At 39.0% G+C, this 15,276-nt stretch carries 16 protein-coding genes and 4 tRNA genes; 5 read left to right on the top strand and 15 right to left on the bottom strand.

Annotated features, from left to right (window positions below; genetic code table 11):
* Window position 1: 1 nt before the first annotated feature.
* From dapA to MMH89_RS02265, 10 genes are all read right to left on the bottom strand, one after another.
* A complete protein-coding gene (gene dapA, locus MMH89_RS02310; protein ID WP_258568764.1) occupies window positions 2-886 on the bottom strand; it encodes a 4-hydroxy-tetrahydrodipicolinate synthase in 885 nt (294 codons plus the stop codon).
* Window positions 883-1,551, bottom strand: a complete 669-nt coding sequence (locus MMH89_RS02305) for an ABC transporter ATP-binding protein (protein ID WP_258568763.1) — start codon at window positions 1,549-1,551, stop codon at window positions 883-885. The genes dapA and MMH89_RS02305 overlap by 4 nt, the downstream gene beginning before the upstream one ends.
* A complete protein-coding gene (locus MMH89_RS02300; protein ID WP_258568762.1) occupies window positions 1,544-2,698 on the bottom strand; it encodes an ABC transporter permease in 1,155 nt (384 codons plus the stop codon). The genes MMH89_RS02305 and MMH89_RS02300 overlap by 8 nt, the downstream gene beginning before the upstream one ends.
* 18 nt (window positions 2,699-2,716) lie before the next feature.
* Window positions 2,717-2,800 (bottom strand) — tRNA-Leu (locus tag MMH89_RS02295).
* Window positions 2,801-2,811: 11 nt separating this feature from the next.
* A tRNA-Cys gene (locus MMH89_RS02290) sits at window positions 2,812-2,882 on the bottom strand.
* A 12-nt stretch (window positions 2,883-2,894) separates the two neighbouring features.
* Window positions 2,895-2,967: transfer RNA gene (locus tag MMH89_RS02285), tRNA-Gly, on the bottom strand.
* A gap of 12 nt (window positions 2,968-2,979) precedes the next feature.
* Window positions 2,980-3,552 (bottom strand): CDP-diacylglycerol--glycerol-3-phosphate 3-phosphatidyltransferase, encoded by a 573-nt coding sequence (gene pgsA, locus MMH89_RS02280; RefSeq protein WP_258568761.1) that lies wholly within the window; start codon window positions 3,550-3,552, stop codon window positions 2,980-2,982.
* A 9-nt stretch (window positions 3,553-3,561) separates the two neighbouring features.
* Entirely contained in the window at window positions 3,562-5,325 is a 1,764-nt protein-coding gene (gene uvrC / locus MMH89_RS02275) for an excinuclease ABC subunit UvrC (protein WP_258568760.1), read from the bottom strand.
* Window positions 5,325-5,987 carry a response regulator gene (locus MMH89_RS02270; RefSeq protein WP_258568759.1) on the bottom strand — a complete coding sequence of 221 codons (663 nt, stop codon included), beginning with the start codon at window positions 5,985-5,987 and terminating at the stop codon, window positions 5,325-5,327. The genes uvrC and MMH89_RS02270 overlap by 1 nt, the downstream gene beginning before the upstream one ends.
* Before the next feature lie 26 nt (window positions 5,988-6,013).
* Window positions 6,014-6,098, bottom strand: a tRNA-Ser gene (locus tag MMH89_RS02265).
* 148 nt (window positions 6,099-6,246) lie between these two features.
* Here MMH89_RS02265 and MMH89_RS02260 point away from each other — a divergent pair.
* The 4 genes from MMH89_RS02260 to MMH89_RS02245 all read left to right on the top strand — a co-directional run bounded on the left by MMH89_RS02260 (window position 6,247) and on the right by MMH89_RS02245 (window position 9,135).
* Entirely contained in the window at window positions 6,247-6,774 is a 528-nt protein-coding gene (locus MMH89_RS02260; protein WP_258568758.1) for a hypothetical protein, read from the top strand.
* A gap of 591 nt (window positions 6,775-7,365) precedes the next feature.
* Complete coding sequence (gene minC, locus MMH89_RS02255) at window positions 7,366-8,043, top strand: septum site-determining protein MinC (protein WP_258568757.1); 678 nt, start codon at window positions 7,366-7,368, stop codon at window positions 8,041-8,043.
* A 31-nt stretch (window positions 8,044-8,074) separates the two neighbouring features.
* On the top strand, window positions 8,075-8,905 hold the full coding sequence (gene minD / locus MMH89_RS02250) for a septum site-determining protein MinD (protein ID WP_258568756.1): 831 nt from the start codon (window positions 8,075-8,077) through the stop codon (window positions 8,903-8,905).
* On the top strand, window positions 8,905-9,135 hold the full coding sequence (locus tag MMH89_RS02245; protein ID WP_258568755.1) for a hypothetical protein: 231 nt from the start codon (window positions 8,905-8,907) through the stop codon (window positions 9,133-9,135). The genes minD and MMH89_RS02245 overlap by 1 nt, the downstream gene beginning before the upstream one ends.
* 4 nt (window positions 9,136-9,139) lie before the next feature.
* On the opposite strand, the gene MMH89_RS02240 is transcribed toward MMH89_RS02245, so the two are convergent.
* From MMH89_RS02240 to MMH89_RS02230, 3 genes are all read right to left on the bottom strand, one after another.
* On the bottom strand, window positions 9,140-9,715 hold the full coding sequence (locus tag MMH89_RS02240; protein WP_258568754.1) for a transglycosylase SLT domain-containing protein: 576 nt from the start codon (window positions 9,713-9,715) through the stop codon (window positions 9,140-9,142).
* Window positions 9,705-10,973, bottom strand: a complete 1,269-nt coding sequence (locus MMH89_RS02235) for an MFS transporter (RefSeq protein ID WP_258568753.1) — start codon at window positions 10,971-10,973, stop codon at window positions 9,705-9,707. The genes MMH89_RS02240 and MMH89_RS02235 overlap by 11 nt, the downstream gene beginning before the upstream one ends.
* A gap of 146 nt (window positions 10,974-11,119) precedes the next feature.
* Window positions 11,120-12,001: an RluA family pseudouridine synthase gene (locus tag MMH89_RS02230; protein ID WP_258568752.1), complete on the bottom strand. Its 882-nt coding sequence runs from the start codon at window positions 11,999-12,001 to the stop codon at window positions 11,120-11,122.
* Between the two features lie 215 nt (window positions 12,002-12,216).
* On the opposite strand from MMH89_RS02230, the gene MMH89_RS02225 reads away from it, so the two are divergent.
* Entirely contained in the window at window positions 12,217-14,073 is a 1,857-nt protein-coding gene (locus MMH89_RS02225) for an Rne/Rng family ribonuclease (RefSeq protein WP_258568751.1), read from the top strand.
* Here the strand turns inward: MMH89_RS02225 and tsaE are convergent.
* Window positions 14,070-14,477, bottom strand: a complete 408-nt coding sequence (gene tsaE, locus MMH89_RS02220; RefSeq protein WP_258568750.1) for a tRNA (adenosine(37)-N6)-threonylcarbamoyltransferase complex ATPase subunit type 1 TsaE — start codon at window positions 14,475-14,477, stop codon at window positions 14,070-14,072. The genes MMH89_RS02225 and tsaE overlap by 4 nt on opposite strands.
* Window positions 14,467-15,009 (bottom strand): oligoribonuclease, encoded by a 543-nt coding sequence (gene orn / locus MMH89_RS02215; RefSeq protein ID WP_258568749.1) that lies wholly within the window; start codon window positions 15,007-15,009, stop codon window positions 14,467-14,469. Before orn ends, tsaE begins: the two co-directional genes overlap by 11 nt.
* Window positions 15,010-15,276 lie beyond the last annotated feature (267 nt).

Below are 15,276 nucleotides of genomic sequence, written 5' to 3'. Positions count from 1 at the left end.
ACTAGGTATATTCTTCATAAGAACTAAACACTGAAGCCAAGCCCTCTTGCTCATCAAGACTGATTGTAGACAAGGGTGGTTTTAATATATTTACAAGCCACCCTTGCTCAGCCATTAGCCATTTGATTGCTGATGGGTTATTATTCCGTGCTAATATCTCATTTAAAGGAGATAGCTTTTTTTCTATTAAATATGCGATGTGATGTTCGCCTTGTTGGTTACTTTCACACAACTGCTTCAATAATTTAGGAACTATATTTCCAGATACAGAAATGATGCCCCGCCCCCCATTATGCAGACATGTAATGACTTGTTGGTCATCACCAGAGTAAACGTGAAAGTCTTTTACAATACTATGATACGCATGCATACGCTCTTCACTTATTTCCACATCTTTTATACCCGAAATATTATTATGCTGCGCTAATATCATTACTGTTTCAGGTAAAAGCGAACAGCCGGTACGACTTGGGATATTATACAGCATGACAGGCACATGAGCTTGATCTGCAATCATTGAAAAATATTGAATAAGTCCTGATTGACTCGGTTTGATATACATTGGACATGCAACCATTACGCCCTCTATCGGAAATTCTCTAGTTTCAGCAATGAGCGATAACACACTAGAAACGCAAGGGTGTGAACATGCAACCCAAACAGGAATGCTCAAATGGTATTCCTCGAAGATATAGCTAAAGATCTCTTGCCTATCCTTTGCTGAAAGCAAAACGCCTTCACCCGTAGAGCCAAATAAAACAATACCTTCTGTACCAGACGCTACATGTAAATCTAAAATACGTTTCAATGCTAATAAATCTACTTCGTGATCATAATTTAGTGGTGTAACCAATGCCACAATACTTGCAGGGCCATCATCCATCATCTTACTTCCTTTAATATTCCATTATCTAAGCAGTATACGCGATCAAACTGACTGAGTATATCTTTATCATGCGTTACCACAACCAGTGCACAGTCCTCTAATTGTGAGTGTGCGAATAGTTTTTTATATACCGCTAAGCTGCTTTCAGGGTCCAAAGCAGCAGTGGGTTCATCAGCAAATAAAATTTTAGGCCTATTTAATAGAGCTCTAATCAAGCTCAACCGGGTTTTTTCACCACCTGAGAGTACGCCAGGCATTCGATTTAAATGCATCTCACACAAATGAAAAGCTGATAATAAGTCACTTAGGTATTGATCATCCATATGCAGTGAGCGCACCTTAAAAGCCAAAACTAGATTTTCATAAATAGATAACTCAGGCATAAAAAAAGGCGATTGGTATGCGATACTAACCGTTTCTCTGCGCAACATAGAAAGCTCACTCGCACTAAACAGGCTAATATTTTTACCTAATAATGAAAGCTCGCCTGATGATGGTAGCGCCAAACCTGACAGGCAATGTAAGAGCGATGTTTTTCCAGCACCCGATCTACCATAAATTGCAACCCGCTCCTTTCTTAAAACCTGTATATTTATATTACGAAGAATGGGAGAAGCCCCCTCCACCTGGTATGATAATAACTTTGCCCTAACTAACTCATCCATGCCTTAATACCTCCGCTGGATGATGGCGTGTAATAATCCACGCTGGTATCATTGCAACACATACTGAGAATAAAAATACGTATAGGCAAATCATTAGATTAGTTGAATGCGCGATAACAACCGGTAACTCACTGACACCATATACCTCAAAATTAATTAAAGACACATCTATCCAAGACTCAATCCACTGCACAATATTTGATGCATAGCATAAAACTGTATAGCCAATTGCATATCCCAGTATAGAACCCACTAAGCTCACTATAGCAGCCTGAATAGAAAACATAGAAACAACTTGATGTCTCCTCATACCCATCGTTCTTAACATTGCAATATGCTTCACCTTATCACTCCCAAGCATCATCAACCCAGAGAGAAGACTAAAACTTGAAACAACCGCAATTAATGAAAGTAATAATAGCAAAACCCGTCTTTGAATAGCAATCGCTTCTAAAAAAGGTTGAAAACGATCAAACCAACTCACAATATGAATACCACCTATATCTAAAGCCATTAAATGTGCACGTAAATCTTGAGCCCTGCTCAATTGAGTTAGCTGAAAATGAACGCCTGTTCGCTTATTATCTTCCTCTAGCAGTAACTCATATGGCGCCTCAGCTTGCCAAATATGATTAGAGATGTGAGTCCGGTATCCAGCAATTCCTTCAAACTGCATCAGATATCGATTAGGTAGCACCCCCTTCCCGGGAAGGATAATATTTACATCTTGACCCTGCTCATATAAGTATGCGTGCCCTTGATCGAGACGAACTCCTTTTTTTTCATTCAAGAAGCCACTTGATTTGAATGCATTCAATAAAAGAGGGTGAAACATTTTATTAAAACGTATTAATCCATAACACTGAACAAATGGATCAGCTGCCGACACATAAGACAACTCATGAATAGTGTCTAAAATATATTGATCATCAGTGTTTGCATAAGTATAAACAAATACATCGTTTTCTTGCTGACCCATCGCTGAATGCAAGGCCTGCTCAAATCCTTGCATCACACCTGAAACAACAATCATGGTCGCTACAGCAAGCGAAATACCCACCAATGCTAAACGACTACTCATTACGACAAATCGATTTTTAGCAGTCAGGATGGATAACTTTAATGCAAGATAAAATGACAAAGACATACTTTCTCACTAAAAAAATGCCCAGGGCCGGACTCGAACCGGCACGAAGATACCTTCGAGGGATTTTAAGTCCCTTGCGTCTACCAATTTCGCCACCTGGGCTGGCAACTTTTAGGCTAGGACCGGAATCGAACCGGTGTCCGCGGCTTTGCAGGCCGATGCATAACCACTCTGCCACCCAGCCAATGGGTTTGTGAGCGGGAAACGAGATTCGAACTCGCGACCCCAACCTTGGCAAGGTTGTGCTCTACCAGCTGAGCTATTCCCGCACGTATCTATTATTACTTTTTTCTGTGAGAAGTCAACACAGGAATGATAATTTTTATATATTGACCCAATGATACATAACTTAATAATGTTGCGAAAATGAATAGGAGCATTCCAAAATGAATAAACGTCTGGTTTAACAATGCTGTATTTTCAGGAACATACGCAATAAGACATGTAATAGAAACCATCAGCGCACCTGTTTTTGCCTTTGCAACCATTGTTGGGCTTAAACCTCCTGAAAACTGATGCTCTGAAGCCCATTCTCGCAGTGATGTAATCAACAAATCTCTTAAAACAACCAATGATACCAATAAATGAAACACCCACATATTTAACACAAATGCAAGCATCATCAATACACTAATCACTAAAAATTTGTCAGCAATGGGATCGAGCAGCCTGCCCAACTGGGTTTCTTGCTTTGACTTACGCGCAGCGTAACCATCAAACCAATCACTCAGGCTTGCAATGATGAAAAGTGAAACACTCGCCCAATGGTTTGAGTTAGATTCATAAAGATAAGTTATAATTACTATTGGCGTTAAAATAAAGCGCAGCAATGTAATCTTAGTTGGTGTATTCATATTCACACCTTAACACAATCTGATCGTTTCATAAATACGTTTTGCGAGTTCTGGGCCAATTTGTGGCACATTCCTCAAATCCTTAAGTGTTGCTTGCTTAACCCCTTCCAAACCCCCAAAGTATGCCAACAATAATTTTTTCTTTGCTGGACCAAGACCATAAACCTCATCTAATACTGAACGAAATGCAGCTTTTCTAATTGACTTTCTATGTGCTGTAATTGCATGATCATGAGCTTGATCCCTGATATACAGTATCGTTCTTACAATACTTGGCGGCCATTGAAAAGGTACAACCGCTCCATCTTGCTCGATAAAAAATTTTTCACGCCCCCATTTACGCTCAACACCTTTAGCTATTGATGTCAAAACAGGAGGCTGACCCGAAACAACTAATGCCTGCATAGCAGATTTCATTTGCCCCTTCCCCCCATCAATCACCACGACCGTTTCATCGAAACCGCTTTGCTTTTTCGCCCAGCGGACTACCGCTTGATTAATAGATTCATAATCATCACCACCTGAGTCCACTTTATATAAACGATACTGCTTTCTATCCATACCCATATGTGTCGCAACGACACATGAAGCATAAGTACTAGCACCTTGATGATGACTAACATCAAAGCATACTATTTTAGTTAATTTACGACCGAACAGCCCCGATATTTGTTGCCAGAACGCATGCCAATCTTCTGAGCCTTCAATTTTGTTTTGCCTATATGCCTGCATATTTTGTTGAACCAACTCTAAATCATGTGCATCACTAGAGTTAACAGACCTAATTTTGATTTTCTTATCCTGGAGATAACTAGATAGCACCGTGGCATCCTCTGCATCCTGAACAATCACTAAATTAGGATATGTTGGGTATAATGCATAATACTGACAAACATAAGATTGTGCCCAGCCCTCTAGAGAGCACTTATGCATAATCTCGATTAAATCATGCTGCAAATCTTCTATCTGAGCACCCACAAAATGCGCAATACACACATGCAAAACATCACCCAACTCTTCATATACAAAAATATGTCGATGATCAGATGTTGCTCTTTTACTGTCGGGTGATGCAACTAATTTTAAAGCATCCCTACAAGCAGCTGCGCGTTCATAAGCCTGTTGTTTAGAGTAAGCCATCATTGCTTCCATAAGGTTAGCCCTAATCTTATGTCCATTGCCTGACATGAGACTACTGGCCTTACGGACAGATTGAGCATATTCTTTTTTTGAAATTTTACCTACACATGGTGCGCTACAACGCTTAATTTCATACTGAATACAGGGTCTTGTCCTATTGCTAAAAAATTGATCTGAACAATTCCTTAATAAGCATATTCTTTGTGTAATATCAAGCAATTTGCTTGCTTGATCTGCATGAGGATAAGGACCATATAACCGCCCTTTTGTTATTTTCTTTGCTTTAACCCTTACCATCTTAAGTGAAGGATAATCGTGCTGAGATAACTGTAAGTATGGATGACTCTTATCATCCTTAAGTAAAACGTTATACGTAGGTTGATGCTTTTTAATCATCTGGTTTTCAAGCAACAATGCCTCTGATTCTGTAGCGGTTATTAATACTTTAACATCTGCTACTTGGTTAAGCATAGCATACACTTTTGGCTGCTTGGCCTGCATTGAAAAGTATTGACGCAATCTGTTTTTTAGATTTTTAGCTTTGCCGATATAAATAAAGCGACCCTGCTTATCCAGCATAAAATACACACCAGGCTTCTCATCCAACCCTTGAATCAGTTTGGAAAACCGCATTAGAGCTCTTCAGTGTCAAAGTTAATCACTTTGTGCTTAATTGCAAGATGCGTTAATTCCACATCACTTGATATTTGTAATTTTTCAAAAATCCGGTACCGATAGCTATTAATGGTTTTTGCACTCAAGTGAAACTCATTAGCAATATCTTGCGGCCGCACCCCTGAGACTATCTTTATACAAACTTGCATTTCTCTCTCAGACAAAGTATCAAATAACTGTTTGCCTCCACGGTCAATTTGATTGAGAGCAATTTTACTTGCAATCTCTGGGCTAATATAATGCTGACCTAAGTGGATCATTTTAATCGCACGAACCATATCAGCTTTCGTAGACGATTTTGTGATATAACCCTTTGCACCGGCTTGCAATAACCTAACAGGCATAACATCGTTTGAATGAGCAGTCAAAACTAAAATCTTAGACTCAGAGTGCATTTTAGCCATTGTTCTGACAGCGCCATAACCACCAATTCCTGGCATGTTGATATCTAATAGCACAACATCTGGGGTTAATTGCCTACAAATTTTGATTGCATCTTCTCCAGAACTACCTTGTCCTACAACTTCAATACCAGAGACTGTTGATAATATAGCCGCAATACCAGCCCTTACTAGCTCTTCATCATCTATGATGACAACCTTGATTAAATCTGAAGTCAAACTATTCCCCCTGAGAAAACTTAAATCGGAGAGACAGGGATTCGAACCCTGGGAAGGTTGCCCTTCAACGGTTTTCAAGACCGCCGCTTTCGACCACTCAGCCACCTCTCCTTTTCGACACAATCTATTCTAAATAAGTCAAATAGTCAACATGATAAAGCAATTGATCACTACAACATTATTTTTAGTTTAAAAAAAATCTGACATAAATAAAAGAATAGCTACAAATAGTCTCAAAATAAAAGATAAGAGAGAAAATATGAAAGCAGATGAATATAAAAACTACAAGATGGAAGACCATGACTTTACAGCTGCACTTGCAACTCGTGCACTCATACATGGCGATCGGGATACAATCAAGTTAATAAGTAATTTAGCAGCTCAGGGTACAGTTTCAATAGATAAATTTGACCGAGCTCTATATGAGGTTACTGTACTACCCGATGAAAGCGACATTCATGAGAACATCGCAGTTATGCTTAATCAATTAATACAACATTCAGCGCATGGTTATGCTGAAGAACTATTAGCATGGGCAAATGATAATCGGGACATTAATGTATATCAAGCGCTCCATGTTAAAGTAAATGGAAAAACAGCAATTGAATCTGTTAAACAGCGTTTAAAAGATCGAAAGTCAATTTTGAAGAAATCAAAGTCATTATCAAAAAGCTCTATGTTTGGAGGAAAGACTGAATTAACACAAGAAGTAAATGCTCTAGAGCTTATTCAGAAGTCCTTAAAAGGAGCAGTATCAGCACACAGGCGAGGCAGTGGGTCACCTTAAACGTATTTTAACAGTCTTAAGTTAACAAAACCCAACTACCTGATACATAGATTGAAGCATATTTGTTAGAAAAAAACCTAGACCATTGGGCCATGAGGCCCAATGATTTACAATCCATTTTATTATGACCCATTAAGAATAGGTGCTACAGCACCTTACAACTACTTGCACTACAAATGACAGGGTTAGATCCATGAATAAGCATTCCTGATTCGTTAATAAAAGATATTTGAAATGAGGTTGTGCCTTATAGGTTTCTTTAAGGTTATTTGTCGAACACCCTAAATATACTACATTTCCTTGCAAGTATAAACTTTAGACGTTTTATAAAAAAAACTGGAGTTAAGTGACTTACCAGAGCACCGTAATACCCTTGATATAAATTAACAAGAGTCTGTATTTTTCATTTTATGAGGCATTTTCTTAGAGGATCACTATATTTTTAAATAATGCAGTCACCTAGCCCCTCATTTATCCTTGATAAGCTTGGCCCCATTCAATAAATATCAGGGCTTAAGCTTTATATACTTTAACTATAGTTGAAATATGATAAAATAGAATGGTTGCTGATTGAATATCATGGAGGTGTATATGAGCATAGAATTAGATTCGGGTACAATTTTAAATACCCAGGAAAAAAACCTACCCTATATATCAATTACTCCGCATAATGTAAAAAGCCAGTACCTTATAGAGGCATTGAGCAAGCTTCCTAACCGATCTCAAATGATCGCTGCTACTCTTGACTTAATCAACATTAAAACACTTGAGTCTCCAGCATGGCTTCGACAAATTAGAGCCACACTGAGGCAAAACAATCTAGACTTAATCGGCGTATTCAACCCTCAACTCAACTTAGAAATCTGCAAATCACTCAAGATCCCTGTTTTATCTGAGACCACTCCCCACAGCCCCACCTCATTAGCTCAGAGAATATCTAGCGATCATTCAAAGTCTACGATAATTACCAAACCAGTTAGAAGTGGACAGCAAGTCTATGCAAAAAATGGAGACCTAATCGTTCAAGGCAGCTTAAGTAATGGCGGAGAAGCCGCTGCTAAAAATAGCATTTATATTTATGGAAAAGCCAATGGAAAAATCATTGCTGGCGCAAATGGAAACACACACGCACGAATATACATCACCCAAGGCTACCCAGAACTTGTAAGTGTTGCTGGAATAACTTGGCTGGCTGAAGATATTTCTACGGCCCATGGTCCAAACGTATTTTATTTAAACGATGGACAACTGATTCAAGAAAAACTATAGTATAAACTCGCAAAGCACGGAGCTCTAACACATGAAAAATGCAACGGAAATAATTGTAATTACCTCAGGTAAGGGCGGCGTAGGAAAAACCACCAGTAGTGCCGCAATAGCCGGCGGTCTTGCATTGAAAGGAAAAAAAACAGTTGTCATCGACTTTGACGTAGGACTTAGAAATGTTGATTTAATCATGGGCTGTGAGCGCCGCGTTGTTTACGATATTGTTAATGTAATTCAAGGTGAAGCAAACTTAAACCAAGCGCTCATCAAAGATAAACGATCAGATAATTTATACATACTGCCAGCATCCCAAACTCGTGACAAAGATGCACTGTCATTAGAAGGAGTAGGCAATATTTTAGAGCAACTATCCAAACGATTTGACTTCATAATTTGCGATTCCCCTGCGGGCATAGAAAAAGGTGCACAGCTTGCAATGCATTTTGCAAGCCAAGCAATCATTGTCACAAACCCTGAAATCTCCTCAATTCGAGACTCAGACCGCGTTCTTGGTTTATTAAATAGCAAAACCTTAAGAGCTATGAAAAACCAGGAAATAACAGAGCACTTGCTGATAACACGCTATGATGCTCAACGTGTTGCAACTAAAGACATGATCTCCCATGATGATATACAAGAGATACTTGCTATTGACCTCATTGGCATCATACCAGAGTCTAAATCTGTTCTAAACGCATCAAACACAGGAGAGCCTGTAATATTCAACACAGAAAGTGACGCAGGAAAAGCTTATGCAGAAACTGTACGTAGACTACTAGGGGAGAAAGTTAGCGTTACCATCCCTTCAATAAAGAAGTCTTTGTTACAAAGGGTCTTGGGATTTAAAAGCAAAGAAGAGGCGTAATGTTCAGACTATTTAGTAAAAAACCAAGCTCTGCAGATGCTCTTCGCAGCCGCCTAAACAATATCGTTGGATCAAACAGCCTACTATCAAATCAAACACTCCAGAAAATTGAGGATGAAATAACAGGCGTCTTGAATAACTTTTTGAAGATAGATAGCATAACAGTAGATTTAAACAGCAATAACAAACGATTGGTCGTAGAAGCTCAAATACAGCAAATCAATAAGTAAACAACTACATACACTCTAACAACATAGTTCGGTATCTATCAGAAAGCTCCTGTACGGAGCTGCATTTACCAATCATCCACTCATCCATAACGCTTTCGTCCTCATACCCCCCCAAACCATTACGGTATGCAATATAAAAATCATATGCACTAACACGGCTTTCAGGTGCCTTTTTCAAATACTGTTGATAATACCAACCAATGAACACTGAAGTATCTCGAAAACTGGTACGAGATCGGAAGTAACCTGGGTTTTTAGATAAATACCATTGCCAGGTTTCATCTTTAACTTGGCCATACCCAAACGATGACTCACGACGATATGGAATCACCCCCCAAAAATAAGATCGCTGAGCCCTTGCATGGGATCTGAATGACGACTCATGGGATATTACAGATAAAACAACATTAGGCTCTATTCCATAGCGCTTCTGCACCTGTTTTAACTTTTCAGCCCACCCAGGATTTGCATGAATCACTCGACAAATATCATTTTCATAAACATTTGCTTGAAACTGACGATCTGAACATCCTGATAAAATTAACACACTACACAATGTGAATAATATATTAAAATTCATCTTCTTTGTAACTATCCTTAACGCTGATTAATAGTAACACAGCAATAAACAAAAAGATAGGAATTGTAAGATATGATATTTGATAGTCTACAACGGTGAACGCAGAAACACCTGAATTACGTTCCAAAACAAAATGGGTATACTCTAGCAAACGCCCTACCAAGGTTTGCATCATTCCTGAAAGCATACAAACCATATTCATCAGCGCAACAGCAGATGCTGTTGTACTCGCTGCACTCAAATCTTTTGCTACCGGAAAAACAATGACTTGAACACTATTCAAAACGCCAAATAGCAAGAGCAAAAAGGGCAAAAATACTATAGGGACATTCACGTATATAATCAACCAACTACACACCAACGAACCTATCGTTCCAACCAACAAGGGCAGCTTTCTACTTTTAAAGAAATCAGATAACATGCATACGAGCGGCCCACCAATTAACCACCCCATAAAAATAAGCGAGTTAAGTTTTGCAGCATCAACATGAGTACACGCAAACTTTACCTGAATAAAATCAATACCAAATAGCTCTGCGAACAAGATCAGTGGCGTATAAGTCAAACACCCTACCAATGCATAAATCCATATTATTCGCGACTTAGCAACACTCATCAAATCTCTTCTTATTTGGTCAAATGAGGATGTCACATCCAGGCCTTCACTCATACGGGATCGCGATGGAATGCTAATCAACATTAGAAAGGTCAACACCAAACCAATACCTGAAGCACCAATACATACATTACGCCACCCCACGCTGGACTTGAAATACGCCAAAACATGGTCACCTAGCGTTGCACCCAGCATACCTAAAGCCATCGTAGATCCTGAAACAAACGCAAAATAACTGGAAGGAAGTAGTAAACTTGCAAGCTTCAACACACCTACAAATGCAAACGAAGAACCAAAACCAATCAAAACACGACTTAACATCGCAACCCAAACTACGTTTGTCATGGAGAAGAGATAAATACCCACAGAACATATAAGACCCGACATAGTGAGCAACTGCTTAGGACCATAACGATCCATCAAGAAACCTACTGGCATCTGCATGGGCGCATAAATATAAAAGTACATTGCTGTCACACCACTTAATGCATATGCATTGATTGAATAGTGGTCCATCAATTCTGATGTCATAACACTTGGCGCCACACGAAGCAACACGTCATATGAGTAAAAAATTGCACTCACTGCCACAATCAACCATGCTGCTACACTATAATCAACCTTACCTCTTATTCCTTGCATATAACTATCCCTGTTTTAAAATTGAATTACATTTTAATTATTGTATCAAACCTATTGGCACTATCTTGTACCCGTCTTTTGCACTTAAATAAACTACAAATACAGGTGCAATCGTAACCTAAGACTCGATTATTGTCAAATTCAGCTTACCTGTCCAAGGTAAGCTCCGAAAAACTATCTGGCAACGGCGTGCTAAAACACTGTTCAACACCAGCCCACTTAAAACGTAGAGAATAAGCATGAAGCATCATGCGTGGATACCGCTTAGCTTCAGGACCACCATAGCGCTTATCTCCACAAATTGCATACCCTGTCGACTGCGCATGCACCCTAATCTGATGTGTACGCCCAGTTTCAATTGAAGCCATTAATAATGAGCAGCCAACCCCTCGCTTTTTCACTATAAAATTAGTCTTAGCATCTTGACCACTTGCTGATACAACAACTTTTTCCAATGCTGCACCCTTTACCAATCGCTTCAGTGGATGCCTAATAGACTTCTGAGTCCAGGTCGGAACGCCCTCAACAACTGCATAGTACACCTTCTCTACTTGCTTATCGCGCCAAATATTCTGGAGACTCACTAACGCTTGATAAGTTTTTGCAATAACCAAACAACCAGACGTACCTCTATCAATCCTATGAACTAAATGTGCATCTGGATATAAATAACGCATAACCTCAACTACACCATGTAATTCATCATTAGATTGATGAACAGATAAACCCGGGGGTTTGTTCAAAACCCAAAAATCATCATTCTCAGCTACAACTGACAAAGATATGATTTTACACAACTCTTGATTAGGTGGTTGTTTTTCAGGATCCGAGCTAGGGTTAGGCATGATCAACTCGTCACCTTTTTTAAGATGATACATATGATCCTTACATCGCTTTCCATTAACCTTAATCCGCCCCTTTCTAACCATACGATAAATGTGAGGTTTTGGTGTTTGCTTGTAAATATTGAAAAGATAATTGTCAAGCCGCTGACCTTCACGATCCAAAACGATAACTTTTAATACCATAACCATAGAACCTATAATAAATTTTCTTGAAGAATATATAAATAAATGTTATTGTAGATTAGTTATGCAAGTCATGCAAATATATTGCTTAGGTAAAAACTACACTGAAGTTATATCATCCTTAACTACAGGATATTTGAAAAGAATCTATCAGATAGTCCAAGATCGACATGGCTGGCATAGGAAGAATTGATTAAATATTAGGTTACGTAACGATGACAAAATTAATGTGCATAAACGCGACTCAAGAGAATGAGCCGCGGATAGCAGTCGTTGAAAATCAACGACTTATTTCCCTAGAAACACAGCAATACGACCATACTCGCTCATGCGGGAATGTCATTTTAGGAGTGATATCTAGCATCCAAGAAGGCATTGATGCCGTTTTTGTTGACATTGGCAGCCAAAGACATGGGTTCTTACCATTTAAAGAAATTATGCCCTCTTGCTATCAGGCAGAAAAAACCGAAAGTTCAACAATTCACGACTTAATCCAAGTAGGGCAAACCGTACTTGTACAGGTAACGCGCGAAGAAAAGCCTAACAAAGGGTCTGCATTAACTACATACATATCACTTGCTGGTGCATACTTAGTGCTCATGCCCAACAACCAAAAAAACAATGGCATCTCCAAAAAAGCTGATGCTGCAGAGCGCCTCAAAACAAAAGAAATTGTATCCAAGCTTAACATCCCTGAAAGCCTTTCAATTATTGTTAGAACAGAAGGACTTAATCGCTGCAAAGAAGAGCTTGCCTGGGATCTGGAGTGCCTCTTACATCACTGGAATAAAGTACATGAAGCAGCAAAAACAGTTAAGACGCCTACACTTATCCATGAAGAAAGTGATGCGCTTATTAGATCAGTCAGAGACCGCTTAAGAAAAAACATTGACTCAATCGTCATTGATCATGAACCTACATTTATAAAACTTAAAGACTACCTGCAAAAGACACGTCCTGAATTTGAAGAAAGAATTAGCTTATATACTAATGCTAAAACAGTACCTTTATTCAGTCACTACGGGCTGCAAGGACAAATCCAGTCTTTGTTTGCTAGAAAAATAGAGCTCAAATCAGGAGGCTCAATTGTTATTGATTACGCAGAGGCGATGACTGTCATTGACGTGAACTCTGCTCGCTCTAAAGGTTCAAAAAACATTGAAGACACAGCATTTACTACTAATTCAGAAGCTCTATATGAAATCATCAGGCAAATGTCTCTAAGAGACATTGGTGGCATCATTACTGTTGACTTTATTGACATGTCTAATGAAGATAATCGGAAAAAGATTGAGGATCTTGTAGCGCAAAAAATACAAAAAGATCAACTAAAAATACGATTTGAACCTATCTCATTATTGACTGGCTGCATGCTCTTATCTAGACAAAGAACCGGACCATCCATTGTTGATCAACATTATGAAGAATGCTCCCACTGTAACGGACTAGGATATACCAGGTCTATACACTCTGTAGCTAGTAATATCCTATTTAAAATAGAAGAAATTTGCGCCTCTGAAGCAAGTAAAACACTTGTAATCCACACATCAGATGATGTTGGCTGTTACCTCCTCAATGAAAAAAGGGGGCAAATTGAGACCTTAGAAAAACGCTTCAATATCAAAGCAATCATAATCCCCTCTACTGCGTTAATCAACGAAAAGTATAGCATAAAAAGAGTATCTGAAAGTAATAGAAGCTACCAACAGCGAACAGTTAAGCCACAAAACAACACTAGACCCAAGTGGAGCAAGCAACAGCAAAGCAAGCCCCTTGTACCTAATCAACTCTACAAAGAGCATCCAAATACAAGAAGCGGTGGTGTACTACAGAGAATCATGGATAAAATCATGAGTAGCAATACTCCTGAGCAAAAAGAGGAACGCAAAAGTCCTTCAGCTAATAAACAAGGGCACAACAATCGTTCAAACCATCATAAAAACTCTGACCAATCTGAGCGCAGAAACAAGCGAACTCGCAGCAATGCTCATATGCGCAGAGGAAACAGGAAGCGCCCGCATGGTGAAAATAAAAACAAGTCACAAGATAGCCCCGATAGAATGGACGACTAGTCTATCTCTTTAAGCCTACGTGTTCCGTCTTTTTTAAGCTCAAGACAAATTACTTTGCTAGGCTTTAAGGTTGCGTGCTCTGGCCACTCAATAAACACTAGGCTTGCCTTTGAAAGCGCTATATCCCAGCCGATATAATCGAGTTCTTCAGGGTCTTTTACACGATAAAAGTCCGCGTGCACTATGGAAACCTCACCTACCGTATATTCATTAAAAAGAGTATAAGTTGGACTGAGCACACTACCTGTGTAACCCAAACTTTTGAGCCCTAAGCGAACAAACTCAGTTTTACCAACCCCTAGATCCCCTTCTAGATAGCAGATAAAAGGCTTAGGCTGCTCTAAAGCACTTTTGAATACAGTCTTAGCTATACGCTCTGTATCCGCTAATGACTTAATCAGCATGGCCTTTTACCACCCATTTATGGTAATGAGTAACTTCACCTATTGATTCTTTGATATCATCTAGCGCTCGATGACTCTTAGACTTAATATAATTGGGAAGTGAAAATCCATTTTTTAAGAACATACCAACTGCTGTAACATCAAGCATACGATAGTGTAATAACTTATCTAAGAGCGGCATTTGCTTTTTAACAAAAATCCGATCTACATGTATTGAATTACCCGCTAGATAGAGTACTGTACCAGCACTTGTTGTATTAGTGATCTCTGTAACTAAGTCTCTTTCAACACGAGTAATATCATTAGTTGACTTCAATACATCTTCCCATAATCCTGATGCTTGATGCATTTGGGTACAGACATCTGACATAGCTTCTAGCTTGCTTAAAGGCACATGCACAGTGCGTGTAAAATCATCACTAATCTGATTATAATCCATATCAGTCAGAATACATGCAACTTCAATAATTTCATCATGCTCTGACAGCCCTGTCATTTCTAAATCTAACCAAACCAATACTTCTTGAGACACCCTACTTACTCAAATAACTTGTTCGCATTATTCAACATGCCACTAGACAAGTCAAGATAAGATAAGGCGCAATACCATACGGCTATTACAGAGTACAAACCTTCAATATAAACACAGTATACATCATATAGACGCAGCGCCCCCTCCTCCACTCCTTAAGATTTGTGCCTCATCTTTTTCTAAAGCATTTAGCTCTTCAATACCTGTTTCTTCTCCTAACATAGGCTCAAGAAGAGCACCCCTATATCTATTAGGGTCTTCCAATAT

Source organism: Candidatus Comchoanobacter bicostacola (genome assembly GCF_024172705.1).
Taxonomy (GTDB): domain Bacteria; phylum Pseudomonadota; class Gammaproteobacteria; order Comchoanobacterales; family Comchoanobacteraceae; genus Comchoanobacter; species Comchoanobacter bicostacola.
This window is presented reverse-complemented; position numbering and strand designations above follow the sequence as displayed.

Bases quoted from the DNA above. Each gene is read 5' to 3' on its own strand.
- dapA (WP_258568764.1), bottom strand. From the start codon at position 886: ATGATGGATGATGGCCCTGCAAGTATTGTGGCATTGGTTACACCACTA.
- MMH89_RS02305 (WP_258568763.1), bottom strand. From the start codon at position 1,551: ATGGATGAGTTAGTTAGGGCAAAGTTATTATCATACCAGGTGGAGGGG.
- MMH89_RS02300 (WP_258568762.1), bottom strand. From the start codon at position 2,698: ATGTCTTTGTCATTTTATCTTGCATTAAAGTTATCCATCCTGACTGCT.
- pgsA (WP_258568761.1), bottom strand. From the start codon at position 3,552: ATGAATACACCAACTAAGATTACATTGCTGCGCTTTATTTTAACGCCA.
- uvrC (WP_258568760.1), bottom strand. From the start codon at position 5,325: ATGCGGTTTTCCAAACTGATTCAAGGGTTGGATGAGAAGCCTGGTGTG.
- MMH89_RS02260 (WP_258568758.1), top strand. From the start codon at position 6,247: ATGAAAGCAGATGAATATAAAAACTACAAGATGGAAGACCATGACTTT.
- minC (WP_258568757.1), top strand. From the start codon at position 7,366: ATGAGCATAGAATTAGATTCGGGTACAATTTTAAATACCCAGGAAAAA.
- minD (WP_258568756.1), top strand. From the start codon at position 8,075: ATGAAAAATGCAACGGAAATAATTGTAATTACCTCAGGTAAGGGCGGC.
- MMH89_RS02245 (WP_258568755.1), top strand. From the start codon at position 8,905: ATGTTCAGACTATTTAGTAAAAAACCAAGCTCTGCAGATGCTCTTCGC.
- MMH89_RS02240 (WP_258568754.1), bottom strand. From the start codon at position 9,715: ATGAATTTTAATATATTATTCACATTGTGTAGTGTGTTAATTTTATCA.
- MMH89_RS02235 (WP_258568753.1), bottom strand. From the start codon at position 10,973: ATGCAAGGAATAAGAGGTAAGGTTGATTATAGTGTAGCAGCATGGTTG.
- MMH89_RS02230 (WP_258568752.1), bottom strand. From the start codon at position 12,001: ATGGTATTAAAAGTTATCGTTTTGGATCGTGAAGGTCAGCGGCTTGAC.
- MMH89_RS02225 (WP_258568751.1), top strand. From the start codon at position 12,217: ATGACAAAATTAATGTGCATAAACGCGACTCAAGAGAATGAGCCGCGG.
- tsaE (WP_258568750.1), bottom strand. From the start codon at position 14,477: ATGCTGATTAAGTCATTAGCGGATACAGAGCGTATAGCTAAGACTGTA.